This is a genomic window from Saccharothrix sp. NBAS 001 (genome assembly GCF_056640475.1).
Window position 1 is genome coordinate 6,571,474 of record NZ_CM153251.1, and the last position, 25,399, is coordinate 6,596,872.

Genomic DNA, 25,399 nt, shown 5'->3' on the forward strand with positions numbered 1-25,399 from the left:
GCACGAGACGGTCGGGCACGCTAACACTTCACCTGTGGCCGTCCAGTCAAGCTAACCCACAAATGGGCTGAACTGACGCTTCTCGCAGGGGCCGACCCAGGTGCGCGGCAGCGGGGTGGGCCGGTCGGGCAGGACGGTCGCCACGATCGCGTCGAGCACCTTCTCGGAGTGCCCGACCATGAGGTGCCGGGCACCGGGGAAGTCGATCACGGTCGCGGCCGGGCAGTCCGCGCCGAACCGCCGCCTGGCCTCGTCCGGCGAGAGGTGATCGTCGAACTCCGGCACCAGGCAGACCACCGGCTTGTCGACCCACCGGGCCAGGTGCTCGGCCGTGCTCCACCGCAGCGGCGGCGAGATCAGGACCGCGCCCGCGACCTTCGGGTCACACCCGTGCATCAGGGCCAGGTCGGTGCCGAACGACCACCCGACCAGCCAGACCTCGGGCAGTCCGCGCTCGGCCGCGAACGCCAGCGCGGCGGCCACGTCGAACCGCTCGCCCACCGCGTTGTCGAAACCGCCCTCGCTGCGCCCGGCCTCGCTGGCCGTGCCGCGGGTGTTGAACCGCAGCACGGCGAGGTCCGCCAACGCGGGCAGCCGCCACGCCGCCTTGCGGTAGAGGTGGGAGTCCATCATGCCGCCGTGCGTGGGCAGCGGGTGCAGCAGCACCAGCGTGGCGCGGGGCGCGCGTCGCTCGGGCAGCGACAGCTCCCCCACCAGCCGCAGACCGTCGGCGGTGACCAACGTGACGTCCTCGCGCCGCGCGGGCAGCACGGTGTTGGCCGTGATCCGGACAGCGTCACCCACGCCCCGATCCTGCCACCCGCCACGCCCCTCGGGCTACCAGCGGCGCGGGGTGGGGCCTCGGCGGGTCCGGGAGGTCCAGCAGCCCTGGTGCCAGTGCCGGCGGTCCTCCACCGAGCCGTGGTCGGCGGGCCAGGCCACGACGTGCGGGGTGCCCGGCTTGATCTCGTGATCGCAGCCCGGACACCGGTAGGTCTTGGTGGTCGCGGCACCGGGCACGGTGCGGACGAGCCAGTCGCCGTCCGGTCCGGTCTCGGAGCGCGCCCAGCCGTGGCCGCCGACGGGGGACGGCTCGTCGGGGCGGTGTGGACGGTTGCGGCGCGGCACGAGTAACCAGGGTAACTCCGATAGTCGGACGTGATCGCCTACGGTCCACGGAGTGAACAGGTGGCAGCGGGCTGTGGTCGGGGTGCTGTTGTTACTGGAGATGGGGGTGGTGGCCCAGCCGGCGTTGCGCGCGGGCCTGGCGGAGGTGCCGGCGGTCCCGCGCGCGTTGGGGCCGGTGCCCGGGATACTGCTGGCCTCGGCCACGATCCTGCTGGTCACGGCGGGCTCGGCGCTGGTGACGATGCTGGTCCGGCCTTGCTCGCGGACGTGGGTGGCGACGTTCGCGGGCGCGCACGCGGCGGCGGCCGGCCTCGGGTGGGCGCACGAGATGCCGCTGTTGACGCTGGTCGCGGTCGTTTCGACGGTTGCCGTGCCCGCGCTGGTGCTGCTGCCCCGCAAGCCGCCACAATAGGCGCGTGCCCACCTACGAGTACCGCTGCAAGGCTTGCGGGTCGACGTTCGACGTCAAGCGCCCGATGAGCGAATCCTCCGCCCCCGCCGCGTGCCCGCAGGGCCACGACGACACGGTGAAGCTGCTGTCGATGGTCGGCGTGTCCGGCCTGGCCGGCAACGCGGCCCAGCCCGCCGGCGGCTCCGGTGGCGGTGGGTGCTGCGGCGGCGGTTGTTGCGGCTAGCCGCGCGGGGCGGCCACCGGGGACGGGGTCAGCGGGCGGGTTCCTTGGCCAGGAGCACCTCGGCGACCTTCTTCCCCTGGTCGCAGATCGCGCCGTAGCGCGCCGAGCCGTCGATCACGATGATGCCGACGCCGCCGCCCGCGTAGTCCATGACCAGCACGCACGACGGCTGGACGGACGTGTCGGTGGTGCGGTCGAAGTAGGTGACCTTCCGGTCCTTGAGCTGGAACTCGCCGTTGTTCTGCTCCAGCGTGATCGGCCGCCCGGAGCGGAACCGCAGGGTCACGCCGACGTCGAGCGAGTCGACCGAGGTCTGCCACTTGCACGACTGGTCGAACTGCGAGTCGTAGCCGGTGTCGGTCGGCGCGGCGGACTTGTCCCGCACGTCGTAGGGCAGGTCCTTCCAGGACAGCAGCTTGCAGAACTCGCTCGCCGGGTTCGCCTCGGGCGACCCGGATTCCGAGGTGGGATCGGGCGTGCCGGACGAGAACGGCGGCTCGATGTCGAGCACCCCGGCCGACACCGGCGTGCCGTTCACCGAGTACGCGCAGCCCGACGTGACACCGAGCGCTGCCACCAGGAGCGAAACAACCACACGCCGCATGGGTCCACCATGCCAAACGCCCGCGACCCCGCGGTACCCAGGTACGCCCAACCCCGCCGGGGCCGGGCGGACCCCGGACCGGCTCACGTGTAGTCGCGGAAGCCCTTGCCGGTCTTGCGGCCCAGGCGCCCGGCCGTGACCAGGTGCTCCAGCAGCGGCGCGGGGGCGAAGCCGGCTTCGCGGAACTCCAGGTACAGCGTGCGCTCGATGGCCAGCGACACGTCCAGCCCCACCACGTCGAGCAGTTCGAACGGCCCCATCGGCAGCGAGCAGCCGACCTTCATCGCGTTGTCGATGTCGTCGGCGGACGCGTAGTGCGCCTCCAGCATCTTCACCGCGTCGTTGAGGTACGGGAACAGCAGGGCGTTGACGATGAACCCGGCGCGGTCGCCGCAGTGCACCGGCTGCTTGCCCAGGTCGAGGCAGATCCGCCGGGCGGTGGCCACGACCTCGGCGGAGGTGGCGATGGTCTCCACGACCTCGACCAGCTTCATCACCTGCGCCGGGTTGAAGAAGTGCAGGCCCACCACGTCACCGGGCCGCGAGGTGGCCGCCGCGCACTCGATGACGGGCAGCGAGGACGTGGTGGTGGCCAGCACCGCGCCCGGCTTGCACACCTCGTCGAGCGCCTCGAACACCGACTTCTTGATCGACAGCTCCTCGGCCACGGCCTCCACCACGAGGTCGCAGTCGGCCAGGTGCTCGAACTCCACGGCGGGCGTGACGCGCGCGAGCGCGGCGTCCCGGTCGGCCTCGGCGAGCTTGCCGCGCGAGACCGCCTTGTCCAGCGACTTGCGCACCTTGCCCAGCGCCGCCTCGGCCTTGTCCAGCGAACGCGCCCGCAGCACGACGTCGTAGCCGCGCTTGGCGAACACCTCGACGATCCCGGTGGCCATGGTGCCGGTGCCGATCACGCCGACCCGCTGCACCTCCCGGGTGGTCGCGCCGGTGTCCGCCGCGACGGGCGGGTGCGCGTCGGGCACGACGACCGGCGAATCGGGGCCGTCGTAGGTGTAGAAGCCGCGCCCGCTCTTGCGGCCCAGCAGGCCCGCCGTGATCATCTGCTTGAGCAGCGGGGCCGGGGCGTGCAGGCGGTTGCGGGACTGGTGGTACATCGTGTCGAGGATCTCGTAGGCGGTGTCCAGGCCGATCAGGTCGAGCAGCGCCAGCGGGCCCATCGGGTAGCCGCAGCCGTAGCGCATCGCCGCGTCGAGGTCTTCCCTTGTGGCGTAACGGGATTCGTACATGCGCACGGCGTGGTTGAGGTAGCCGAACAGCAGGGCGTTGGCGATGAACCCGGCGCGGTCGCCGATCACGACCGGCGTCTTGCCCAGCGACCGCGCGAACTCCACCACGTCGGCGACGACGTCGGGTTCGGTGACCACCGTGCGGACCACCTCGACCAGCTTGAGCACCGGGGTGGGGTTGAAGAAGTGCATCCCGACGACCTTGCCGGGCCGTCCGGTGTGCACGCCGATCTCGGTGATGGACAGCGACGAGGTGTTGGAGGCGAACACCGTGTCCGGGCCGCAGATCCGGTCGAGCGCGGCGAACACGCCGGCCTTGAGGTCGATCCGCTCGGGCACCGCCTCGACCACCAGGTCGACGCCCGCGAGCGCCTCCAGCGAGGTGGAGTAGGAGATCCGGCCGAGGAGCCCGGCGCGGTCGGCCTCGGCGAGCTTGCCCTTGGCCACCGCGCGGTCGGTGGAGTGGTCGAGGTGGCCGCGCCCCCGGACCAGCCCCTCCTCGTCCACGTCCACCGCGATGACAGTGCGGCCGGTCCGGGCGAGCACTTCGGCGATACCGGCGCCCATCGTGCCGAGACCGACCACTCCGACCGTGCTGAACTGGCGCGTCACTGGACTACCTCCCACTCCGCGGAGGGCTACCGGACGGTAACTTGCGCCCGACTATCCCACGGGCGTCGCACCCCGTCCGAGTGAGCTTCACCATCGGGATCGAGCAAGACGGCGGGGCGGGACCTGCGCGGACAGGTCATTCGTCGAAGTCGCGACCGGCCAGTTCGCGCACCCGGCGGACGGCTTCGGCGGCGTCCGGCCCGGTCGCCGACACCTCGACCGAGGCGCCGCCCGGTGCGCCCAGCCCCATCAGCGCCAGCACGCTCGCGGCGTCCGCCCGCTCCGCGCCGAACCGCACCACGACCCGCGCGTCCAGCCCCGCCAGCGACCGCGCGACCAGCGCCGCCGGCCGCGCGTGCAGGCCGACCTCGTTGGTGAGCACGATCTCCGCCCGAACACCGTCCTCAGTGGACTCGACGTCCCCACCGGAGCGGTCGGTGGACTCGACGTCGCCACCGGAGCGGACGGCGGGTCCTCCCGCCGAGCGCGCGGCGTCGGCGACCGTCGGCAGGTCCGCACCGCCCTGCGCCGCGACGGCCGCCGCGACCGCGCCTTCGACCAGGGGCGCGTCCACCACGAGCACGTCGCCCGTGGACTCCTCGGCCGCCATGTCGGCCACCATCTTCGCGCTGCCCAGGTCGAACAGCACCACCGCACCGGCCCCGGAGTCGGCCGCCGCGATGGCCTCGGACACCGCCGCGAAGTCCGTGCCGAGCCCGCCGGACCCGTCACCGCCGGAGGCCACGATCCGCACGTCCGGTGCCATCTGCCCGGCCAGCTCGACCACCCCGTCGGCCAGCGTCCGGCTGTGCGACACCACCACCAACCCGATCATCGCGCACCTCCCGCGAACGTCCGCAGCAGCAACGCGGTGGACCGCGCACCCGGATCGAGGTGCCCGGCACTGCGTTCACCCAGGTAGGAGGCACGCCCCTTGCGCGCGACGAGCGGCACGGTCGACTCCGCGCCCTGCTCGGCGGCCTCGGCGGCGGCCAGGAGCACCCCCGACGCGTCCCCGCCGGTCGACGCCACGGACTCCGCGGCGGCCACGGCGGGGGTCAGCGCGTCGACCATCGTCTTGTCGCCCACCACGGCCTTGCCGCGCGCCACGACACCCTCCAGCGCCGCCTCCAACGCCTTGGCGACCAACGCCCCGTCCAGCTCCGCCGCGTCGCCCACGGCGGTCGCCGCGCGCAGGAACGCCGTCCCGTAGAGCGGTCCCGCCGCGCCGCCGACCGTCGAGATCAACGTGGTGGCGGCGAGCTTGAGCACCGCGCCGGGCGTCGCCGGCACCTCGCCGTCCAGTTTGGTCACCAGCGCGGCGAACCCCCGGTTGAGGTTCTCGCCGTGGTCGCCGTCGCCGATCTCCCGGTCCAGCCGCACCAGCTCCTCGCGGTGCTTGGCGACCACCCCGGCCACCGCCCGCAACGCGTCCGCGACGGCCGCCGCCGGGCAGCCCATCAGACACCCCACCGCAGCGCGGCGGTGCGCACCGGGGCGTCCCACAGGTCGATCAGTTCGTCGTCCACCTTCAGCACGGTCAAGCTCATCCCCTGCATCTCCAGACTGGTGATGTACGAGCCGACCAGCCGCCGCTCCACGGTGATCCCGCGCTCGGCGAGCAGCCGCTCGGCGATGCCGTGCGCCAGGTACAGCTCGATCTGCGGCGTGCCGCCCATGCCGTTGGTGAACAGCAGCACCCGGTCGCCTTCGGCGAACGGCAGGTCCTCCAGGACCGGGTCGAGCAGCGCCGGCACGAGTTCGTCGGCCGGGCCGACCTTCACCCGCCGCCGGCCGGGCTCGCCGTGGATGCCGATGCCCAGTTCCATCTCGTCGTCGGCCAGCACGAAACTCGGCTCGCCCGCGTGCGGCACGGTGCACGGCGCGAGCGCGAGGCCCATCGAGCGGACCTGGCCGGTCACCTTGCGGGCCAACGCCTCGCAGCCGTCCAGGTCCACCCCGCGTTCGGCCGCCGCGCCGACGAGCTTCTCCAGCAGCACGGTCCCGCCCACGCCGCGCCGGCCCGCCGTGTAGAGCGAGTCGGTCACCGCCACGTCGTCGTCGATCACCACGGTCCGCACGTCGATGCCGTCGGCGGCGGCCAGCTCGGCCGCGGTCTCGAAGTTCAGCACGTCGCCGGTGTAGTTCTTCACGATCAGCAGCGCGCCCGCGCCGCCGTCCGTGCGGGCCAGCGCCGCCTGCACCTGGTCGGGGGTCGGGGAGGTGAACACCGGGCCCGGACAGGCCGCGTCGAGCATCCCGCGCCCGACGAACCCGCCGTGCAGCGGCTCGTGGCCCGACCCGCCGCCGGAGACGACCGCGACCTTGCGCGGCACGGGCGCGTCGACGCGCACGACGACGGTCGGGTCGTACTGGACGTCCAGCAGGTCGGCGTGCGCCGCGGCCATGCCGCGCAGCGCGTCCGCCACCACCGTCGCCGGATCGTTGATGATCTTCTTCACGGTGACCTCCATCGTCGATGGTCACCCATTCCTACCCCAACCGGGGAGGACACGCTCAGCGCCCGTAGAGCACCTTGACCAGCCGCACGACGTGCCTGATCGTGCGCGAACCGCGCTCGTAGGTCATCGGGTCCAGCGCGGCGGCGAAACGCTTCCGGGTGACCGAGTGGGCGTAGGTGAACTCGCGCAGCCCGTCCTCGCCGTGGATGCGCCCGAACCCCGAATCGCCCACCCCGCCGAACGGCAGGCCGGGCACCGAGGCGTAGGCGAGCACCGAGTTGACCGACACCATGCCGCAGCGCAGCCGGTCGGCCAGCTCCTCGCCCCGGTTGCGGGAGAACACCGTCGCGCCCAGGCCGTAGGGCAGCGAGTTGGCCCGGCGCACGCCCTCGTCGGCGTCGGCCACCCTGGTCACCACCAGCGTCGGCCCGAACGTCTCGTCGGTCACCGCCGTCGAGTCGTCCGGCACGTCCACCAGGACCACCGGCTCGACGTAGGGTGGCCGGATCGACTCCAGCCCGCCGACCACCGCCCGCCCGCCGCGCTCCAGCGCGTCGGCCACGTGCGACTGGATGACCTCCACCTGCTTGGGCATGGTGATCGGGCCGAAGTCGGCGTCCGGCTCGCCGCCGGGCCGCAGCTTCTTCGCCTTCTCCACCACGAGCTTGACGAACTCCTCGTACACCGCGTCCGCGACGTACACCCGTTCCACGCCCGCGCACGTCTGGCCCGCGTTGAAGATGCCGCCCCACACGGCCGCCTCCGCCGCGCCGCGCACGTCCGCGTCCTCGGCCACGATCAGCGGGTCCTTGCCGCCGCACTCGACCAGCACGGGGGTCAGCGTCGCCGCGCAGGCGGCCATGACCTTCCGGCCGGTCGGCGTCGAGCCGGTGAACGCGAGCTTGTCGACGCCGGCCGCGCACAGCGCCGCGCCGGTCTCGCCGAACCCGGTCACCACCTGGAGCACCGGGTGCTCGGGCACGACCTCGGCGAAGGTGTCGCCGAGGAACACCCCGACGCCGGGGGTGAACTCGCTGGGCTTGAACACCACGGCGTTGCCGGCGGCCAGCGCGTAGGCGATGGAGCCCATCGGCGTGAACGCCGGGTAGTTCCACGGCCCGATCACGCCGACCACGCCCAGCGGGCGGTACTCCAGCGTCGCCGCGTGGTTGTACATCAGCATGCCGGGCTTGACCTTGCGCTTGCCCAGCGTCTTGGGCGCCTGCCGGGCGGCCCAGTGCAGGTGGTCGATGACCAGGGCCAGCTCGGTGCGCGCGTCGTCGGCGGACTTGCCGGTCTCCGCGCTGATCAGGGTCTGGAACTCGTCGAGCCGCTTGACCAGCAGCCTGCGCCAGGCGTCCAGCCGGGCCCGCCGGCCGTCGAACCCCAGGTCGGCCCAGAACCGCGCGGCCGGTCGCGCCGACCCGACCGCCGCCCGCACGTCGGCCTCGCCGTGCACCGGGTGGTGCGCGATGACCTCACCCGTGCGCGGGTCGAGCGAGGCGAAGCGCTTCTGCTCGCCGTCGGGGCGCGAGGGTTTCGTGGGGGCGGTCTGCGTCATAAGGGGCCCTCCAAGGTGCGCGAAGGTGTTACTCGACAGTAACGGCTAACCGCACCAGATGTCAGCCCCCGTTCAGCCCTTCGGGATCTTGGGCAGGACGCCCTTGGCGAAGGCCACCGCCATCGCGCAGCGGTCGAACTCCGACTTCTTCGGGCCGGCCGCCTTGACCTCGACGATCTCGCCCTCCTCGCCGGTGTTGAGCCGCTGGACCCACTTCACCGCGCACGACGGGTACGCGCCGGAGTTCTCCAACTGGTAGCCGGGCGCCCCGCCGAGGTCCACGTCCGCCTGCTTGGCGTCGAACTTGCGGTCCGCCGGGACGAACGTGGACCGCATGTCCAGGGTGATCTCCTTGCCGTTGGCCACCCAGGAGCAGTTGTGCAGGCCGTAGGGGTAGGTCCGGTTCTCCGCGCCCACCGCGGCCTCGATCACGGCCTTGTCGACCAGCGTGCACGGGTCGAGCGTGACCAGGGAGTCCTTCGGCGGCGACTTCACGCCGACCCGGTCCTTGAGCAGCTTGACCACCGACTCGGCCACCTTGCGGCCGGGCACGCACGCGTCGCCCTCCTTGTAGCCGATCTGCACGGTCAGCCCGAGCGCCGGCTTCTCCTGGGTGATCACCGAGACGAAGCACGCGCTGGTGTCCAGCGTCTGCTCGTAGCTCTTGAGGCCGGCGAGCTGCTTGTCCGCGTTCTTCAGCTCGGTGGTCATGGTCTGGCCGATCTCCACGGTGACCGCCAGGTCCTTGCCGTTCTTGTCCTTCATGAAGTTGGAGCACCGGCTGAACCCGGTCGGCGACACCTCGCCCGGCGTGCCCAGCGCCTCCAGCACCTTGCGGTCGAGCAGCTTGCACGGGTCGGTCAGGCGCAGCTTGTCCGCGGCGAACGCCGCGTCGACCGGCTGGCCGTCGGGCACGTTCGTGGGCTGCGCGCCGGTGGTCTCCGTGACGTTCTCCGCGTTGGCCTGGATGGTGTGACGCGGATACGGCTTGTGCTTGGCGAGATCCGTGCCGGCGCAGGCGGACACGACCAGGAGCGCGCACAGGACAGCGACGAGGCGGGGCACGGGTGCACGGTAGCGACCGACTCGCCCACAAGTGCGAAGAACCCGGTGTTGAATTCGAGCCGACTGCGCCGGCTCGGCACGAGATCGCTGGTCAGTCGGCCGCCCGCCCCCGGTTTCCCGACGAATCGGGCAAGCCCGGCTGCCGGGAGGGCGGGACCGGGCGATCGGCGCGATCTCGTGTGTTTGGGCTCACCACGCACATCGGGAACGATTCAGAAGATCGGAACGCTATACCCGGTGAACCCCTATGAGAGGAGCACCGAGTTGCGCGACCGCATCCGCCGCGCCATCCGCCGTCTGGACGCCTGGACCGTCGAGGCGTTCAACCCCGTCTACCCGCGCCGTTAGGCGTTCCCGGCGGCGTTCTCCTGCTCGTCCGGCACCACGATCGGGCGCAGGAACGTCCAAGTGGCGAACAGCGCCGCCAGCACCACCATCCCGACGCCGGACCACAGGTTGATGTTGAGCCCGTCGGACTTGGCCAGGTCGGTCTCGTCGGTGAAGCCGAGCCCGACCACCGCCAGGACCACGCCGTAGACCCCGAACAGCACCGCGATCACCAGTCGCAGGTCGAACAGACCGGCCTTGTGCGCCACGACGACCTCCCTCAGCCGAAGATGATGTTGAGCACGGCCGTCAGCACCAGGACACCGATGCCGAGCAGCACGGGCGAGCGGTACCAGCCGGCGTCCTCACCGGTGGCCGAGTGCTTGCGGGTCTCCTTCGGCGTCAGGCTGTAGACCAGCCCGACCAGGCGTTCCTCCGGCACCGGCCGGGTGAACACGGTGACCACGACGCTCACCACGATGTCCACCGCGAACGCCGCGCCCGCGCCGACGAAGCTCGCGCCCTGACCGGGCAGGTCGACCACGCCGGTCTCGGCGAGCACGAACACCAGCACCGCCGCGAGCGTGCCGGACACCAGGCCGATCCAGCCCGCCGCCGCCGACATCCGCTTCCAGAACATGGCCAGGATGAACGTGGCGAACAGCGGCGCGTTGAAGAACGAGAACAGCGCCTGGATGTAGTCCATGATGTTGCCGTAGCCGGCCGCCAGGAACGCGGTGCCGATCGCGATCAGCGTGCCGCCGATGGTGGCCAGCCTGCCGATCCGCAGGTAGTACTCGTCCGGGCGATCCTTGCGGACGTAGTCCTGCCACAGGTCGTAGGTGAACACCGTGTTGAACGACGACACGTTCGCCGCGACGCCCGCCATGAACGAGGCCAGCAGGCCGGTGATGGCGATGCCGAGCATGCCGTTGGGCAGCAGTTCGCCGATCAGCGCGGGCAGCGCGTTGTTGTAGGCGATGCCGGAGCTGTCGTCACCGGCCTTGAGCGCCTGCATCTCGGGCACGACCAAGGCCGCGATGATGCCCGGGATGATGATCACGAACGGGATCAGCGCCTTGGGGTACGCGCCGATGATCGGCGTGCGCCGGGCGGCGGACATGCTCTTGGCCGACAGCGCGCGCTGCACCTCGGCGAAGTTCGTCGTCCAGTAGCCGAACGACAGCACGAACCCGAGCCCGAACACGATGCCGATCACGCTGAGCACCGGGTTCTGGATGCCGGTCAGCTCGGTCGCGGGCCACGCGGACAGCTGCTCCGAGCCGCCCGGACCGGCGGTGACCTTGTCCACCAGGCCCTGCCAGCCGCCGACCTTGTGCAGGCCGACGATGGTCAGCGGGAGCAGCGCGGCGACGATCACGAAGAACTGGAGCACCTCGTTGTAGATGGCCGCCGAAAGGCCGCCGAGCGTGGTGTAGGTGAGCACGATCAGCGCGGCGATGACCACCGACAGCGGGATCGGCCAGCCCAGCATCAGGTTGAGCAGGAACGCCAGCGCGTAGAGGTTCACGCCCGCGATCAGCACCTGCGCGACGGCGAAGCTGATGGCGTTGACCAGGTGCGCGCCCTTGCCGAACCGGCGGCGCAGGAACTCCGGGACGCTGCGGACCTTGGAGCCGTAGTAGAAGGGCATCATCACCAGGCCGAGGAACACCATGGCCGGGATCGCGCCGATCCAGTAGTAGTGCACGGTCGCCATGCCGTACTGCGCGCCGTTGGCGGCCATGCCCAGCAGTTCGATCGCGCCGAGGTTCGCCGAGATGAACGCCAGGCCGGTCACCCAGGCGGGCAGCGAGCGGCCGGAGAGCAGGAAGTCCAGGCTCGACGACACCGAGCGCCGCGCCAGGAAGCCGATACCGAGGACGAACGCGAAGTAGATCGCGAGCAACGCGTAGTCGAGCGGACCGGCGTCCAGCCGGAGGTCCGCCTCGGCGAGCACGGGCACCGTCGCCCACCTCCCTGTTCAACAAGGTCGAACAACATCGGACACTATCCCACAGGCGATCATGCCGACCGTAGTGCAATCGGGGGGTTTTCGCCGATCTGAACTACCCACGCCTAAACCTCGTACTCCCGTGCGTGGACCAAGCCCCCGACCGAGCCCCGTCGACGCCCGTGGTCACCGCGTACGGCGTGGAATACGCGGCGCGCGAACTGGCGCCGTGGCAGCTGGCCGACTACACCCGAACCGGTGGTTACGACCTGAGGTTCCTGTTCCGGCACATCGGCTACCCGGACGACCCGAGGTGCGTCAGCCACCGGCCGGGCGCGCTCGCGCGGCACCGGGAAGCGGGCCGCCTGGTCCTGCTCTACCACCAGGTCGGCGACGAGGACTACGCCGGCGGAGCGGACGCCGGCCGGGCGCACGCGGCGACGGCGCTGGCCGACGCGCGCGACCAGGACTACCCCGAGCACCTGCCGTTCACGTTCGTCCTGGCCACCCGGCAGGGCGCGCGGCGTCCCGTCGCGGCGGACTACCTGGCGGGCGCGGCGGAGGTGGTCGGCGCGTCCCGGACGTGGTGCGCCGGCCCGGTCGACCTGGTGCACGGTCTGCAGGACCGCGCGGCGGCGGCCGGCTACGTGCTGTCCGGCGAGGAGGACGACGTGCGCGAGGGCATCGCGTTCTACCGCTGGAACCACGGCCGCGTCTACCCCGGCCGGATCGACGCCGGGCTGGTCAAGGCGTACGTCGACCTGTCGGTCTTCGACGGCCCGGGAGCCGACCCGGCTCCGGCGGGTCAGCGGGTGATCACGAACGGCGTCTCGGCGTAGAACGGCCCCGAGGTCGCGCCGACGACGAACTGCGTGCCGGGCGCGGAGGTCCGGAACGAATCGGGCACCTTCACCAGCACCCCGGCGAACCGGCCCGCGCCGTCGGTGGTGGCGTCGCCCACCCGCTGCCCGTGGAAGGTGAACACGACCCGGCTGTTGGCGGGGTACCCCTCACCGCTGAGCCGCACCTCGTCGCCCGCCTTGGCGGACTTCGGCTGCGCGACGAGCTGGGCGGCCGGCGCGGAGGCGGTGGAACTGCCCGCCGCCAGCGGCACGGGTGACATCGGCGGCTCGGATTCGCACGCCGCGACCAGGGCGAGCGCGACGAGGGCGGGCACGAGGAGTGGCCGGGGTCTTCGTACAGGCACAGTGCCTCCCCACGTCGATTTCACCGGGCCGTCAGCGTATATCGCGAATTCCACGACGCGACGCGGCCGAACGGCGTACTCGCGCCGGGCACTCGTCCGGGTGCCGTGCACCGACCGCCGGAAAGAGTTGTGAGACCATCTCGAATAACCTGACGTGTACTGTGCGGTCGCGCCCGACAGACCGTTTCGGCAGGTCGACCCGGAGGCTTCGTGGACATCTGGCGACCCGTGCACATCACCCGCTTTCGGTCCGACGACGTCGTTTCGTGGGCCGTGCTCGAACCCCGGAAACAGTCGGTGGGGCTGCGAATAGCCCGAATGGAGCCGATATTGCTGGTTCCGGCGGGACTGGCGGGCCTGGTCGTCTTCTGGCCATTGGCCGCATTTTTCGGGGCTCCGGGCGCGGTGGCGATGATCCTGCTGGCGGCGGGCACCCCGGTCGCCGCCTACCAGCGGGTGAAGCGGCGGGTGGCGACCGCGTTCGGCCCGAACTGGCGGATCTCCCGGATCACCGCCGTGCACTTCCGCAACCTGCCCGCCGACCACGGGCGGCTCGTCCGCGAGATGGCCGAGCACCTCGACGGCATGTGGTCCAGCGCCGCCGCCCGCGCCGGCTGGCTGACCGCCGACAAGCTGCGCGAGGCCCACTCGGCGGTGTGGCGCTCGGCGCTGCTGCTGCTGGGCACGGCCGAGGAGCACCTGCTGCTGCGGGAATCGGCGCGCTACGCCGAACTGGAGCACCTCGTCGCGGTCCGGGCCGGCGAACTGGCGGGCGCGGAGGCCGTCGTCCGGGACGTGGCCCGGCAGCTCGGCCAGGCGCACGCCGGCGTCGTGAAGCTCGACGCCCTGATCGACGCCGAGCAGGAGCGCCTGTCGCGGGAGCAGCACGTCGCGTTCCTGGAGAGCCGGCTCACCAGCGGCACGACCGCGGTCCGCCCGAGGGCCGTGCCGCCCGCGTGGCAGGACGACCTGGACGCCATCAACGCCTGCGTCGAAGGGGCGCTGGTCGTGCTGTCGCCGGACTGGCGCGGCTGAGGGACCGCCGGCGGGTCAGAACAGCCGGAACTCGTCGGACTCGATGCCGCGCAACGCGTCGTAGTCGAGGATCACGCACCGGATGCCCCGGTCCTCGGCCAGCGTCCGGGCCTGCGGCTTGATCTGCTGGGCGGCGAACACGCCCTGCACGGGCGCGAGCAGCGGGTCCCGGTTGAGCAGCTCCAGGTAGCGGGTGAGCTGCTCGACGCCGTCGATCTCGCCGCGCCGCTTGATCTCCACCGCGACCGAGCCGCCCGACGAGTCCCGGCACATCAGGTCGACCGGGCCGATCGGGGTCGGGAACTCGCGGCGGACCAGGGTCCAGCCCTCACCCAGCGTGGTCACGTGCTCGGCCAGCAGCTTCTGCAGGTCCGACTCCACGCCGTCCTTCACCAGGCCGGGCTCGGGGCCCAGTTCGTGCTTCGAGTCGTGCAGCACCTCGGCCAGCGTGATGATCAGCTTCTCGCCCGCCTTGTTCTGCACGACCCACAGGTCCGGGTCCTCGATCAGCCAGCACGGCGGGCTCATCCAGTTCAGCGGCTTGAACGCCCGGTCGTCGGAGTGGATGGACACCGAGCCGTCCGCCTTGATCAGCAGCAGGCGCTGGGCCATCGGGAGATGGGCCGTGAGGCGTCCGACGTAGTCGACCTGACAGCGAGCGATGACGAGGCGCACGGCCGACAGGCTACGGGGTGCGAGCGGGGTGCCACCGGCAGGTACCGTCGAGCGCCGTGTCACTCCTGCGCACCAAGCCCGTCGACCAGCTCACCGGCGACGGCGGGCACACCGCCCTGCACCGCACGCTCGGCCTGGTGCCGCTGATCGCCCTGTCGGTCGGCGCGACGCTGGGCACGGGCATCTTCGTGGTGCTCGGCCAGGCCGCGCCGGTGGCCGGTCCGGCGGTGGCGGTGTCGTTCGTGGTCGCCGCGCTGGCCGCGCTGTTCTCCGCGCTGTCCTACGCCGAACTCGCCGGTGCGGTGCCGGTCGCCGGGTCGGCCTACTCCTACACCTACGCGACGTTGGGCGAGCTGGTCGCGTGGGTGTGCGGGTGGTGCCTGCTGCTGGAGTACGGGGTGTCCGTCGCGGCCGTGGCGGTGGGCTGGAGCGGGTACCTCAACGCGTTCCTCGACGCCACGCTGGGCGTCCAGCTGCCCGCCGCGATCTCCGGCGGGGTGGTCGACCTGCCCGCCGCGGTCGTCGTGCTGCTGGCGATGGGCGTGCTGCTGGGCGGGGTGAAGGAGAGCGCGGCGGTCACCACCGTGACGACCGCGCTGAAGGTCCTGGTGCTGCTGTTCTTCGTGGTGGTCGCGGTGTTCGGGTTCCAGACCGCGAACCTGGAGCCGTTCGCGCCCGCCGGGGTCGCGGGCATCACCGGGGCCGCGTCGCTGGTGTTCTTCTCCTTCATCGGGTTCGACGCGGCGTCCACGGCGGGCGAGGAGGCCAAGAACCCGCAGCGGGACCTGCCGCGCGCCATCGTGATCTCGCTGGCGATCGTGACCGTGGTGTACGTGCTGGTCGCGCTGACCGCCGTGGGCGCGGCCGGGGTGGACGTGCTGAAGGGTTCGGACGCGTCGTTGGCGTCCGCGCTGCGGCAGCTCACCGACCAGGCGTGGCCCGCCACGATCCTGTCGGCGGGCGCGGTGGTCGCGATCGCGTCCGTGGTGCTGACCGTCCTCTATGGACAGACCCGGGTGCTGATCGCGATGTCCCGCGACGGGCTGGTGCCGAAGGTGTTCTCCCGGGTCGGCGCGCGCCGGGTGCCGACCGCGAACACGGTGATCGTCGGCGTGGTGGTCGCCGCACTGGCCGCCCTGGTGCCGCTGGGTCAGCTCGCGGAGGCCACGAGCATCGGCACGCTGGTGGCGTTCGGGCTGGTCAACGTGGGTGTCATCGTGCTGCGGCGGACCCGGCCGGACCTGCCGCGCGGGTTCCGCACGCCGTTGATGCCGGTGGTGCCGCTGCTCGGGCTCGGGATGTGCGTGCTGCTGGTCGCCGGCCTCGCGCCCGCGACGTGGTTGGCGTTCGGCATCTGGTCCGTGGTGGGCTTGGTGGTGTACTTCGGGTACGGACGTCGCCACTCGAAGCTGGCCCAGGCGCCGGCACAGGGAGAATGAACGTGGAAACCCTCGGATCGCGTGAGGTGTACGCGAACCCTTGGATGACGGTCCGCGAGGACCCGATCCGCCGTGCCGACGGCACGACCGGCATCTACGGCGTGGTCGACAAGCCCGACTACGCCCTGGTCATCCCGCTGGACGGGGAACGCCTGCGGCTGGTCGAGCAGTACCGCTACCCGCTGGGGATGCGCCGCTGGGAGTTCCCCCAGGGCACCGCGCCCGAGCGCGCCGACGAGGAGCCCCTGGCGCTCGCCGCCCGGGAGCTGCGCGAGGAGACCGGCCTGCGCGCCGGGGAGCTGGTCGAACTCGGCCTGCTGGACGTCGCGCCCGGCATGTCCAGCCAGCGCGGCCGGGTGTTCCTGGCCACCCGGCTCACCGAGGGCTTCCACGAGCGGGAGCCCGAGGAGCAGGACATGCGCTCGGCGTGGTTCCCGCGCGCGGAGTTCGAGGCGATGGTGGCGCGCGGCGACATCACCGACGCCCAGTCGATCGCCGCCTACACCCTGCTCCTGCTGCACGAGAACGCGCAGCCGTGAAGGACGTCGTGGAGCTGCTGTCCGCCGACGTGCTGGCGGACGCGGACGAACTCGCGGACGTGCTGACCGACGCGGTGGCCGACGGCGCGTCGGTGGGCTTCCTGGCCCCGCTGCCCCGGCCGCACGCGGTGTCGTGGTGGAAGGCGCGGGCGGCGGCCGTGGCCAACGGCGTGCTGGCGGTCTGGGTGGCCCGGGTCGACGGGCGCATCGAGGGCACCGTGCAGGTCCGGTTCACCACGACGCTCAACGGCACGCACCGCGCGAAGATCACCAAGCTGCTGGTGCTGCGCCGGGCGCGCGGCCACGGGCTGGGCCGGGAACTGCTGGCGGCGGCCGAGAAGTGCGCGGCGGACCGGGGCGCGACCCTGCTCACCGTGGCCACCAGGACCGGGTCGCCCGCCGAGGCGCTGTGCCGCTCGGCGGGCTGGGTCGAGGTGGGCGTGATCCCGGACTACGCGGCCGACCCGACCGGGGTGCTGCGGCCGACCACGGTGTACTACAAGAAGGTCTAGTCGGTCCACTGCGCGGGGCGCTTCTCCAGGAACGCCGCCATGCCCTCCTTGGCGGCGGGCGTCTGGGACGCGGCGGCCATCACCTCGACGGCGATGGCGTACGCGTCGGACTCGGGCCGGTCCAGCTGGGCGTACAGGGTCTGCTTGCCCAACGCCTTGCCGGCCCGGCTGCCCCGGGTGGCCCGGCCCATCAGGTCGGCGACGGCGGCGTCCAGCTCGTCGGCCGGCACGACCTTGTTGACCAACCCCCACTGCTCGGCGGTGCGCGCGTCGATCACGTCGCCGGTCAGCGCGAGTTCCATCAGCCGCTTGCGCCCGACGGCCCGCGCGACCGGCACCGCCGGCGTGTGGCAGAACCAGCCGCCCTTGCCGCCGGGCAGCGCGAACCCGGCGTCCTCGGACGCCACCGCGAGGTCGCAGGACGCGACGAGCTGGCAGCCGGCGGCGGTGGCCAGGCCGTGCACCCGCGCGATCACGACCTGCGGCACGGACTCGATGGTGCGCATGAGGTCCGTGCACAGGGTCAGCAGGTCGCGCACGCCCTCCAGGTCGCGGCCGGCGACGTCGGCGAAGTCGTGGCCCGCCGAGAACACCGGCCCCTCACCGGCCAGGACGACCCCCGCCGCGTCGGTCGCCGCGATCGCGCGGAACGCCGACAGCAACTCCGCCAGGTGCTCGGCGGACAACGAGTTCCGCTTCCGGGCGCGGTCCATCGTGACGCGCACGACCCCGTCCCCGGGTTCGACGCGAATGTGCTGGTATTCGGCCATGTCACGACCGTAGTCGGACGTGCAACCGGACGCTCGACCCGCGGCACGCCACGGTGGACGGGCCGCCCTCCCCCCGCCGTGCAACCGGCCGGCCTCCGCGTTCCGTCCTCCGACCATGAGACTGCGAGTGCTGGCGCTGGCTTTGCTGCTCACCGGGTGCGCGTCCGGCGGCACCGCGTCGACCGCTCCGCCGATCAGCACGGTCCCGCCGGTCGACTTCCCGGCGACCGCGTCGCCCCGGCCGATCGTGCTGATCGGGGACCTGCTCCAGGTCGTGGACGGGCTGCGCGGCGACGACAAGGTCGACGTGCTCGCCGGCCGCCTCGACTTCACCGGTCAGCACCCGCCGACACCCACGCCCACCCCGGTCGACCTCCCCGGCGGCGCGCGGGCCACCGTGCCGCTGATCGGCTCGGCGGACGCGCTGCGCGGCATGTCCCGCCCGAAGACCGCCCCCACCACCCCGCCGAGCCCCACGCCGACCCCCGCACAGACCCCCGCGCCCAAGCTGGTCGCCGCCGAGTTCGGCACCGCCGAGTTCCCGACCGATCGCGGCCCGTGGCAGCTGCCGGCGTGGCGGTTCACCACCGAGGCGGGCAGCGTGCTCGCCTGGCCCGCGCTCGACCCCGGCACGTTCTGGAAGCCCGGCGAGGTGCGCCCCGCGATCTCCAGCGGCCCGGCGAGCGCGAACGACCGCGAGCTGACGGTGACCATGCCGGCCGCGCCGTCACCGTGCCCCGGCGACGCCCCCGCCCACAACGAACCCGTCGTGCGGGAGTCCGGCAGCGCCGTCACGGTGGGCGTGCGGACCGTCGGCCAGGTCGGGAACTGCGCCCGCACGCTGGCCCTGATGACCCAGACCTACCACGTGCCGCTGGCCGCGCCCCTGGGCAACCGCCTGTTGCTCGACGACCAGGGCGGCGTCATCGCCGTCACGACGCCGTAGGCACCCGGAACGTGCGGCGGTAGGCGTCGGGCGCGACGCCGAGTTCGGCCCGCAGCCGCCGCCGCAGGTTGGCCGCCGTGCCCAGCCCGGACCGCTCGGCGACCCGGTGCACGGTCAGGTCCGTGGTCTCCAGCAGGCGTTGCGCCAGCAACACCCGCTGGGTCTGCAACCACCTCCCCGGCGTGCTGCCCGTCGCGGCCAGGAACACCCGGTGGAACGTGCGCTCGCTGAGCCCGGCGTGCCCGGCGAGGTCCGCGACGCCGATCGGCTCGGCCAGCCGGCCCACCGCCCACTCCACCGTGGCGGACAGCCCGCCACGCTCGGTCCGACCCGGCAGCGGCGGGTCGACGTACTGCCGCTGCCCGCCCTCCCGGGTCGGCGGCATGACCAACCGGCGGGCCAGCGCGGCGGCCACGTCCGCGCCGTGCGCCCGGCGGACCAGGTGCAGGCACAGGTCCAGCCCGCCCACCACGCCCGCGGACGTCAGCACGTCGCCCTCGTCGGCGAACAGCACGTCCCGCAGCACGGTCGCCCCGGGCGCCTTGCGCTCCAACTCGTCCAGCAGCCGCCAGTGCGTGGTGGCCGCGCGGCCGTCCAGCATCCCGGCCTCGGCCAGCGTGAACGCCCCCGAGCACAGCGCCGCGACCGTGCCGTCGAACGCCCGCAGCGCCCGGACCACCGACCGGGGCACCTCCGCCAGCGGGTCGACCCGGCCGGGCACCACGACCAGGTCGCACCCGCGCAGCCCGGACAGCCCGTGCGTGGCGGGCACGACGCCCAGCGGCTGCACCGGCGTGGCGACCCGCCCCGGCGCGCACACCCGCACCTCGAACGGCGGCACACCCAACTCCGGCCGGTGCACGCCCCACACCTCGCCGACCACCGAGATGTCGAACACCCGACTGCCCGGCAACACCAGCACGCCGATCGTGAGCATGGCGGGAAAGTACCTCAGCGGACCAGTTCCGCCAGCCCTTCGCCCGGCGAGGGCATGGCCCGGATCCCGACGCCGACCGCCGCCCCAGCACCCCGAAATCGCCGCCCACCACCACCTCCCCACGGCGGCGGCCAGATCGTCCCCCGGCGACCACCCCGGCCCCCGCGCCTGCCGCATGTCCGCGATGCCGAACTGGTCGTTCACCAGGGGCCACTCCACCAGCAGCACGCCGTGCGCCGGCAAGCCGAGCACCTACCCGCCCCGCTTGGCAGACCACCAGGTCGACGTTGGGGCAGAACCCTCTCCTACACCACGAACCGCCCGATCCGGACGTGCTCGGGCAGCACCCCGAACCGGCCGAGGCCGCCGCCGCGCCCGAGCGCCGCCACGACGTCGACCCCCAACCCGCTCACCGCACCGATCATCGCCTCCAGCACCCCCGGCCCAGTTGCCGTGCATGGTCCCGGCGGTCACGGAGACAGTCCGACGGAACGGCAACCCGGCCAACACCGAGGCCCCGGCCCCCCAGCAGCACCCCTTCCAACGGCGACGGCAATGCGCGATGTCGCTGTACTCGGCACCCACCAACGAACAGGGGTCGCGGCGTGGCAGGAAAGTACCGGATCGCGCCAGTTCTGCCACTCCCCCGAACCGACCCGCGCCCGCCACGATCGACACCATGACGAACAAGGTCCTGATCCTGATCGACGTGCAGCGCGGCTTCGACTCGCCGGCCTGGGGCACCCGCAACAACCCCGACGCCGAGGCCAACATCGCCGCCCTCCTCGACGCGTGGACCGGCCCGCTCGTGCTGGTGCGCCACGACTCCGCGCAGGGTTCGCTGCGCCCCGGCCAGGACGGCAACCGGTTCAAGCCCGAACTCGACGCCGCCGTGCCGGACCTGGTGTTCGCCAAGAAGGTGAACTCGGCCTTCCACGGCGAAGTCGACCTGCACGCGTGGCTGACCAACCGGGGCATCACCGACATCGTGCTGGCCGGCATCCAGACCAACATGTGCGTGGAAACCACCGCCCGCGTCGCCGGGAACCTCGGCTACCACGTGCGGGTGGTCCTCGACGCCACCTTCACGTTCGGCGTCGAGGACCTCACCGCCGACGACCTCTACCGGGCGACCGCGACGAACCTCCGCGCCGGCGGTTTCGCCGAGATCGTCTCCACGAAGGACTTCCTCTAGGCCAAGCCGTTCGCCTCGCGGACCACCGACACGATCTCGTCCATGATCTGGGTCAACTCGTAGTCCTTGGGCGTGAACACCCGGGCGATGCCCCGGTCCCGGAGCTTGTCGGCGTCGTCGGGCGGCACGATGCCCCCGACGATGACCGGCACGTCACCCGCCCCGGCCGCGTGCAGCCCGTCCACCACCGCCGGCACGACCTCCAGGTGCGAACCGGACAGGATGGACAACCCGACCACGTGCACGTCCTCCTGCACCGCCGCCGAGACGATCTGCGCGGGCGTGAGGCGGATCCCCTGGTACACCACCTCGAACCCGACGTCGCGGGCCCGCACGGCGACCTGCTCCGCGCCGTTCGAGTGCCCGTCCAGGCCCGGCTTGCCGACCAGGATCCGCAACCGCTCGCCCAGCTCCTCACCGGTGGCCCGGACCCGTTCCCGGACCCGCGCGATCTCCGCGCCCGCCTCACCGGACGCCGAAGCCGCCGAAACCCCCGTGGGCGCGCGGTACTCGCCGAAGGTCGCGCGCAACGCCGAAGCCCACTCGCCGGTCGTGACACCGGCCTTCGCGCACGCGATCGTCGCCTCGACCAGGTTCCGGTCGGTCCCGGCCGCCGCCCGCAGATCGTCCAAAGTGGACGAGACCAGCGCCTCGTCCCGACCGGCGCGCCACTCCCGGATCGCCTCGACCGCGTGCTGCTCGACGACCGGGTCGATGGTCTCGATGGCGTTCGCGCCCTCGGCCTGCAACGGCGAGGGCTCGGTGGTGGCGAACTTGTTCACGCCCACCACGACGTCCTCGCCGGACTCGACCCGCCGCCGCCGCTCGGCGAGCGAGGACACCAGCGCCGACTTCATGTACCCGGACTCCACGGCCGCGACCGCGCCGCCCATCGCCTGCACCCGGTCGATCTCGGCCCGCGCGCCCGCCAGGATCTCCTCGACCTTGGCCTCCACCACCTTGGAGCCCTCGAACAGGTCGTCGTACTCCAGCAGGTCCGTCTCGTAGGCCAGCACCTGCTGCATCCGCAACGCCCACTGCTGGTCCCACGGCCTCGGCAGGCCGAGCGCCTCGTTCCACGCCGGCAGCTGGATCGCCCGCGCCCGCGCGTCCCGGGACAGCGAGACGGCGAGCATCTCCAACACGATCCGCTGCACGTTGTTCTCCGGCTGCGCCTCGGTCAACCCCAGCGAGTTGACCTGCACGCCGTACCGGAAGCGCCGGTGCTTCGGGTTCTCGATGCCGTACCGGTCGCGGGTGATCTCGTCCCAGAGCCGGACGAACGCCCGCATCTTGCACATCTCCTCGACGAACCGCACCCCGGCGTTGACGAAGAAGGACATCCGCGCGACCACCTCGCCGCGGCGCTCGTCGGGCACCTGGCCGGAGTCGAACACCGAGTCCAGCACGGCGATCGCCGTCGACATCGAGTACGCGATCTCCTGCGCCGGCGTCGCGCCGACCTCCTGGAGGTGGTACGAGCAGATGTTGATCGGGTTCCACCTCGGCACGTTCGACACGGTCCACGCGACCATGTCGGTGATCAGCCGCAGGCTGGGGCCGGGCGGGAACACGTAGGTGCCCCGGGAGAGGTACTCCTTGATGATGTCGTTCTGGGTGGTGCCGGACAGCGCGGCCCGGTCCGCGCCCTGCTCCTCGGCGACGCTGACGTAGAGCGCGAGCAGCCACATTGCCGTCGCGTTGATCGTCATCGACGTGTTGGCCTCGCCGAGCGGGATGGCGTCGAACAGCTTGCGCATGTCGCCGAGGTGGCTGATCGGCACGCCGACCTTGCCGACCTCGCCCCGGGACAGCTCGTCGTCGGGGTCGTAGCCGGTCTGCGTGGGCAGGTCGAAGGCCACGGACAGACCGGTCTGCCCCTTGGCCAGGTTGCGGCGGTACAGCTCGTTCGAGGCCGTTGCGCTGGAGTGCCCCGCGTAGGTGCGCATCACCCACGGGCGGTCGCGCTCACGGTCGGCCGGGTACGGCACGGCAACCTCCTACGACGTTGTTCCCCGTAGCGTACTGACGAGTAACACAGCCGCCGGCGTGCCGTTGCTCACTGAATCGGTGCTGGAGGAGCATGGACACCGTGACCGCGCTCACCCAGACCCTGCTCCTGGTCGTGGTCCTGGGCGCCTTGGCGCTCCTGCTGCGCTGGGCGTTCGGCAACGACCGACGTGCCGTACCCGATTACACCGGAGAAGACTTCGGCCTGCTCAGTGAAGTGGCCGTCGTGCCCACCACCGAGGCCGCCCAGATCCTGGCGACCCGCCTGCGCCGGGCGGGCATCAAGACGACGGTGGCCACCCGGGGCGACCTCCACCGCCTGCTCGTCTTCCCCGCCGACGCCCCCAACGCGAAACTCCTGCTCCGCTGAGCGCCCACTCCCGGCCGTCACCCCACCGCTGTCGTACCCGCCTGCCATCCTGACCACATGACCACGAAATCCCACCTGCACCACTACCTCAAACAGGCCCGCGAAGCCGTCGTGTGGAAGCTCGACGGCCTGTCCGAGTACGACATCCGCCGCCCGCTGACCCCGACCGGCACCAACCTGCTGGGCCTGGTCAAGCACCTGGCGTCGGTGGAGAGCGGCTACCTCGGCAACGTCTTCGGCCGCCCGTACCCGGAAGAGATCCCGACCCTGCGCGACGACGCGGAGCAGAACGCCGACATGTGGGCGACGGCGGAGGAATCGCGGGAGGACGTCATCGCCTTCTACCACCGCGTGTGGGCCCACTCGGACGCCACCGTCGAGGCCCTGGACATCGACGCCCCCGGCGAGGTCCCGTGGTGGCCCGAAGAACGCCGCAACGTGACCCTGGACCGCATCCTGATCCACATGATCGCGGAGACCAACCGCCACGCCGGCCACGCGGACATCGTCCGAGAGCTGGTCGACGGCGAGGTAGGCCACCGAGCGGAGGTCGACAACATGGCAGGAGGCGACCGCGCCTGGTGGCAGCAGTACCACGCCCGCCTGGAAGCCACCGCCCGCCAGTTCGGAGACGCCTGACCGACTCCCACAACCGAAACGCCACGTCAGCACCCCCGGACGCCCCCGTCCGCAGGCATACCCCTACCGGCGGCAGCCTTCCAGTGCCGAACCAGCCTTCCTCAAGCTGCGCCCTCAGGACAGGCCCCTCAAGCCGCGCCCTCAAGCTGCACCCTCAGGACAGGCCCCTCAGGGTGCGATGCGGTCGACCGTCGCCCCCAGCTTGCGCAGGTTCTCCACAAAGCCCGGATACCCGCGCTCGATGTGGAAGATCTCGTACACCTCAGTGGCACCGTCCGCGCACAGCCCGGCCAGGACCAGCCCGGCCCCGGCCCGGATGTCCGAAGCCCACACCGGCGCGCTCGACAACCGCTCCACCCCGCGCACCACCGCGTGGTGGCCGTCGGTCCGCGCGTCCGCACTCATCCGGACCATCTCCTCGATGAACCGGAACCGCGCCTCGAACAGGTTCTCGGTGATCATCGAGGTGCCCTCGGACACGCTCGACAACGCGATCGCGAACGGCTGGAGGTCGGTCGCGAACCCGGGGTAGGGCAGCGTCACGAAGTCCACCGACTGCGGACGCCCGTCCTGCACGACCCGGAACCCCTGGACCCCCTGGACCCCGGCCGCGTCCCCCTCGCCCTCGCCCTCGCCGTCGAACGTGGTGACCTCGGCACCCGCCATCCGCAGCTTCTCCAGCACCAGGTCGAGGTGGTGCGGGTTCACGCCGCGCACGGTGATGTCACCCCGCGTCATGGTGGCCGCGAACGCCCACGTGGCACCGACGATCCGGTCACCGATCACCCGGTGCTCGGTGGGGCGCAACGACTCCACGCCGTGCACCGTGAGCGTCGACGTGCCCGCGCCTTCGATCTTCGCGCCCATCTCCTGGAGCATCACGCAGATGTCCACGATCTCGGGCTCGCGCGCGGCGTTGTCGATGACCGTGGTGCCGTTCGCCAGGACGGCGGCCATCAGGATGTTCTCGGTGGCTCCGACGCTCGGGAAGTCGAGCCAGATCTGCGCGCCGTGCAGGCCCTCGGCCTCGGCGACCACGCACCCGTGCTCGATCTCGCTGTGCGCACCCAGCTTGCGCAGCCCGCTCTGGTGCATGTCCAGCGGCCGGGACCCGATCGCGTCGCCACCCGGCAACGCCACCACGGCCCGCTTGCAACGCCCCACCAGGGGACCCAGCACGCACACCGAGGCGCGCAGCTTGCCCATCGCCTCGGAGTCGGCGCGGTGGTTCAGCTCGGCGGGCGTGGTGATGGTCGCCACGTCGCCGGACAGCGTCACCTCGCAGCCCAGGCTCCGCAGGACGTCGGCCATCAGCGGCACGTCCAGGATCTCCGGGCAGTTGGTGATGGTGGTCGTGCCCTCCGCCAGCAGCGCGGCGGCCATCAGCTTCAGCACGCTGTTCTTAGCGCCGACGACCTCGACCTCGCCGACCAGCCGCGCACCGCCCTGAACCCGGAAGTGCTCGCTCACCAAGGAAACTCCTCTAGTCGGTACTACCCGGCAATCGTACGGACGCACTGAATCAAGCCA

At 72.0% G+C, this 25,399-nt stretch carries 28 protein-coding genes; 11 read left to right on the forward strand and 17 right to left on the reverse strand.

Going from position 1 to position 25,399, the window contains the following annotated elements; genetic code table 11:
- Window positions 1-51: 51 nt before the first annotated feature.
- Both AC0HI0_RS28205 and AC0HI0_RS28210 read right to left on the reverse strand, forming a co-directional pair.
- The gene (locus AC0HI0_RS28205) at window positions 52-804 is read right to left on the reverse strand and encodes an alpha/beta hydrolase (protein ID WP_480926522.1); all 753 of its coding nucleotides are present in this window, start codon (window positions 802-804) and stop codon (window positions 52-54) included.
- A gap of 33 nt (window positions 805-837) precedes the next feature.
- Window positions 838-1,128: a hypothetical protein gene (locus AC0HI0_RS28210; protein ID WP_480926523.1), complete on the reverse strand. Its 291-nt coding sequence runs from the start codon at window positions 1,126-1,128 to the stop codon at window positions 838-840.
- Window positions 1,129-1,180: 52 nt separating this feature from the next.
- Between AC0HI0_RS28210 and AC0HI0_RS28215 the strand changes: the two genes are divergently transcribed.
- Both AC0HI0_RS28215 and AC0HI0_RS28220 read left to right on the forward strand, forming a co-directional pair.
- Complete coding sequence (locus tag AC0HI0_RS28215; RefSeq protein WP_480926524.1) at window positions 1,181-1,540, forward strand: hypothetical protein; 360 nt, start codon at window positions 1,181-1,183, stop codon at window positions 1,538-1,540.
- A gap of 4 nt (window positions 1,541-1,544) precedes the next feature.
- The gene (locus AC0HI0_RS28220; RefSeq protein WP_480926525.1) at window positions 1,545-1,763 is read left to right on the forward strand and encodes an FmdB family zinc ribbon protein; all 219 of its coding nucleotides are present in this window, start codon (window positions 1,545-1,547) and stop codon (window positions 1,761-1,763) included.
- A 28-nt stretch (window positions 1,764-1,791) separates the two neighbouring features.
- Here the strand turns inward: AC0HI0_RS28220 and AC0HI0_RS28225 are convergent, their stop codons facing one another.
- From AC0HI0_RS28225 to AC0HI0_RS28265, 9 genes are all read right to left on the reverse strand, one after another.
- Window positions 1,792-2,367 (reverse strand): DUF3558 family protein, encoded by a 576-nt coding sequence (locus AC0HI0_RS28225; protein WP_480926526.1) that lies wholly within the window; start codon window positions 2,365-2,367, stop codon window positions 1,792-1,794.
- 83 nt (window positions 2,368-2,450) lie between these two features.
- Window positions 2,451-4,226, reverse strand: a complete 1,776-nt coding sequence (locus AC0HI0_RS28230; RefSeq protein WP_480926527.1) for a 3-hydroxyacyl-CoA dehydrogenase family protein — start codon at window positions 4,224-4,226, stop codon at window positions 2,451-2,453.
- A gap of 136 nt (window positions 4,227-4,362) precedes the next feature.
- Entirely contained in the window at window positions 4,363-5,061 is a 699-nt protein-coding gene (gene dhaM, locus AC0HI0_RS28235) for a dihydroxyacetone kinase phosphoryl donor subunit DhaM (protein ID WP_480926528.1), read from the reverse strand.
- On the reverse strand, window positions 5,058-5,687 hold the full coding sequence (dhaL, locus tag AC0HI0_RS28240) for a dihydroxyacetone kinase subunit DhaL (RefSeq protein ID WP_480926529.1): 630 nt from the start codon (window positions 5,685-5,687) through the stop codon (window positions 5,058-5,060). The genes dhaM and dhaL overlap by 4 nt, the downstream gene beginning before the upstream one ends.
- Entirely contained in the window at window positions 5,687-6,688 is a 1,002-nt protein-coding gene (gene dhaK, locus AC0HI0_RS28245) for a dihydroxyacetone kinase subunit DhaK (protein WP_480926530.1), read from the reverse strand. The genes dhaL and dhaK overlap by 1 nt, the downstream gene beginning before the upstream one ends.
- 55 nt (window positions 6,689-6,743) lie before the next feature.
- Entirely contained in the window at window positions 6,744-8,249 is a 1,506-nt protein-coding gene (locus AC0HI0_RS28250; protein ID WP_480926531.1) for an aldehyde dehydrogenase family protein, read from the reverse strand.
- 72 nt (window positions 8,250-8,321) lie between these two features.
- The gene (locus tag AC0HI0_RS28255) at window positions 8,322-9,314 is read right to left on the reverse strand and encodes a DUF3558 domain-containing protein (protein ID WP_480926532.1); all 993 of its coding nucleotides are present in this window, start codon (window positions 9,312-9,314) and stop codon (window positions 8,322-8,324) included.
- A 344-nt stretch (window positions 9,315-9,658) separates the two neighbouring features.
- A complete protein-coding gene (locus tag AC0HI0_RS28260; RefSeq protein ID WP_480926533.1) occupies window positions 9,659-9,910 on the reverse strand; it encodes a hypothetical protein in 252 nt (83 codons plus the stop codon).
- An 11-nt stretch (window positions 9,911-9,921) separates the two neighbouring features.
- Window positions 9,922-11,607 (reverse strand): sodium:solute symporter family protein, encoded by a 1,686-nt coding sequence (locus AC0HI0_RS28265; protein ID WP_480926534.1) that lies wholly within the window; start codon window positions 11,605-11,607, stop codon window positions 9,922-9,924.
- Between the two features lie 134 nt (window positions 11,608-11,741).
- Here AC0HI0_RS28265 and AC0HI0_RS28270 point away from each other — a divergent pair, with 134 nt between their 5' ends.
- Window positions 11,742-12,434, forward strand: a complete 693-nt coding sequence (locus tag AC0HI0_RS28270; RefSeq protein WP_480926535.1) for a hypothetical protein — start codon at window positions 11,742-11,744, stop codon at window positions 12,432-12,434.
- On the opposite strand, the gene AC0HI0_RS28275 is transcribed toward AC0HI0_RS28270, so the two are convergent.
- Window positions 12,401-12,802, reverse strand: a complete 402-nt coding sequence (locus AC0HI0_RS28275) for a hypothetical protein (protein ID WP_480926536.1) — start codon at window positions 12,800-12,802, stop codon at window positions 12,401-12,403. The genes AC0HI0_RS28270 and AC0HI0_RS28275 overlap by 34 nt on opposite strands.
- 330 nt (window positions 12,803-13,132) lie before the next feature.
- Here AC0HI0_RS28275 and AC0HI0_RS28280 point away from each other — a divergent pair, with 330 nt between their 5' ends.
- Entirely contained in the window at window positions 13,133-13,837 is a 705-nt protein-coding gene (locus AC0HI0_RS28280; RefSeq protein WP_480926537.1) for a hypothetical protein, read from the forward strand.
- A 15-nt stretch (window positions 13,838-13,852) separates the two neighbouring features.
- On the opposite strand, the gene nucS is transcribed toward AC0HI0_RS28280, so the two are convergent.
- Window positions 13,853-14,512, reverse strand: a complete 660-nt coding sequence (nucS, locus tag AC0HI0_RS28285; RefSeq protein ID WP_480926538.1) for an endonuclease NucS — start codon at window positions 14,510-14,512, stop codon at window positions 13,853-13,855.
- Window positions 14,513-14,568: 56 nt separating this feature from the next.
- On the opposite strand from nucS, the gene AC0HI0_RS28290 reads away from it, so the two are divergent.
- From AC0HI0_RS28290 to AC0HI0_RS28300, 3 genes are read left to right on the forward strand one after another with little or no spacing between them, the layout of a single operon-like run.
- Window positions 14,569-15,951: an amino acid permease gene (locus AC0HI0_RS28290; protein ID WP_480926539.1), complete on the forward strand. Its 1,383-nt coding sequence runs from the start codon at window positions 14,569-14,571 to the stop codon at window positions 15,949-15,951.
- Window positions 15,952-15,953: 2 nt separating this feature from the next.
- Entirely contained in the window at window positions 15,954-16,490 is a 537-nt protein-coding gene (locus tag AC0HI0_RS28295) for an NUDIX domain-containing protein (protein WP_480926540.1), read from the forward strand.
- The gene (locus tag AC0HI0_RS28300) at window positions 16,487-17,002 is read left to right on the forward strand and encodes an N-acetyltransferase family protein (RefSeq protein ID WP_480926541.1); all 516 of its coding nucleotides are present in this window, start codon (window positions 16,487-16,489) and stop codon (window positions 17,000-17,002) included. Before AC0HI0_RS28295 ends, AC0HI0_RS28300 begins: the two co-directional genes overlap by 4 nt.
- Here AC0HI0_RS28300 and AC0HI0_RS28305 read toward each other — a convergent pair.
- On the reverse strand, window positions 16,999-17,772 hold the full coding sequence (locus tag AC0HI0_RS28305; RefSeq protein ID WP_480926542.1) for an enoyl-CoA hydratase-related protein: 774 nt from the start codon (window positions 17,770-17,772) through the stop codon (window positions 16,999-17,001). The two genes, AC0HI0_RS28300 and AC0HI0_RS28305, sit on opposite strands and share 4 nt — an antisense overlap.
- Window positions 17,773-17,887: 115 nt before the next feature.
- Here AC0HI0_RS28305 and AC0HI0_RS28310 point away from each other — a divergent pair, with 115 nt between their 5' ends.
- The gene (locus tag AC0HI0_RS28310) at window positions 17,888-18,718 is read left to right on the forward strand and encodes a hypothetical protein (protein WP_480926543.1); all 831 of its coding nucleotides are present in this window, start codon (window positions 17,888-17,890) and stop codon (window positions 18,716-18,718) included.
- On the opposite strand, the gene AC0HI0_RS28315 is transcribed toward AC0HI0_RS28310, so the two are convergent.
- Entirely contained in the window at window positions 18,705-19,655 is a 951-nt protein-coding gene (locus AC0HI0_RS28315; RefSeq protein ID WP_480926544.1) for a GlxA family transcriptional regulator, read from the reverse strand. The genes AC0HI0_RS28310 and AC0HI0_RS28315 overlap by 14 nt on opposite strands.
- A gap of 679 nt (window positions 19,656-20,334) precedes the next feature.
- Here AC0HI0_RS28315 and AC0HI0_RS28320 point away from each other — a divergent pair.
- Window positions 20,335-20,850 (forward strand): cysteine hydrolase family protein, encoded by a 516-nt coding sequence (locus AC0HI0_RS28320; protein ID WP_480926545.1) that lies wholly within the window; start codon window positions 20,335-20,337, stop codon window positions 20,848-20,850.
- Here AC0HI0_RS28320 and AC0HI0_RS28325 read toward each other — a convergent pair.
- A complete protein-coding gene (locus AC0HI0_RS28325; protein ID WP_480926546.1) occupies window positions 20,847-22,841 on the reverse strand; it encodes a protein meaA in 1,995 nt (664 codons plus the stop codon). The genes AC0HI0_RS28320 and AC0HI0_RS28325 overlap by 4 nt on opposite strands.
- Window positions 22,842-22,933: 92 nt before the next feature.
- Between AC0HI0_RS28325 and AC0HI0_RS28330 the strand changes: the two genes are divergently transcribed.
- Both AC0HI0_RS28330 and AC0HI0_RS28335 read left to right on the forward strand, forming a co-directional pair.
- Complete coding sequence (locus AC0HI0_RS28330; RefSeq protein WP_480926547.1) at window positions 22,934-23,230, forward strand: hypothetical protein; 297 nt, start codon at window positions 22,934-22,936, stop codon at window positions 23,228-23,230.
- Window positions 23,231-23,287: 57 nt separating this feature from the next.
- Window positions 23,288-23,869: a DinB family protein gene (locus AC0HI0_RS28335; RefSeq protein WP_480926548.1), complete on the forward strand. Its 582-nt coding sequence runs from the start codon at window positions 23,288-23,290 to the stop codon at window positions 23,867-23,869.
- Between the two features lie 168 nt (window positions 23,870-24,037).
- On the opposite strand, the gene murA is transcribed toward AC0HI0_RS28335, so the two are convergent.
- Entirely contained in the window at window positions 24,038-25,339 is a 1,302-nt protein-coding gene (gene murA / locus AC0HI0_RS28340; RefSeq protein WP_480926549.1) for a UDP-N-acetylglucosamine 1-carboxyvinyltransferase, read from the reverse strand.
- Between the last annotated feature and the right edge of the window lie 60 nt (window positions 25,340-25,399).